We start from the raw sequence: 414 nt of genomic DNA, 5'->3' as shown, positions 1-414 counted from the left end.
GCCGGTCTTGCCTACGACCCGGATGCCTATTTCCGTTGGGATGCCGAGCCTTTTGCCTTGGGACCGAAGGATCTGAACCCCCTCTACACGAAGAAGGCATTGCAGGCGAAGTATTCTGCCAGGCGAAACGCCAAGGGAGGTAAGCGAAGCAGCAAGGTGAAAGAGGAGGCAAAGTCAAGCGACAAGGGGGCGCCTACCATCGAAGAGGCGGCTTCCCATATCAAGGAACTGCTCGACCTGTGGGGCTATCGGTTCGAGCCTGAGCATCACAACGAGTATGTATGGCACTTTGCCGACATCTGCATCTACTATGGCATCCCGCAGGAAGAAGTTCTGACCTACGCCGACCGTGAGTTTGGCACCAGCTACGAAGATACGGCTTCTGTCATCAAGTCTCGCTACAAGCATCTGAAC

1 protein-coding gene is annotated in these 414 nt (G+C 55.3%); it reads left to right on the top strand.

Annotation, left to right across the window (positions count from 1 at the left end):
* Window positions 1-414 (top strand): hypothetical protein (locus tag D4A39_RS19295; protein ID WP_158586958.1); only part of this gene is annotated, 414 nt, incomplete at both ends.

This window comes from Alcanivorax profundi (genome assembly GCF_003597125.1).
GTDB classification, from domain to species: Bacteria; Pseudomonadota; Gammaproteobacteria; order Pseudomonadales; family Alcanivoracaceae; genus Alcanivorax; species Alcanivorax profundi.
This window is presented reverse-complemented; position numbering and strand designations above follow the sequence as displayed.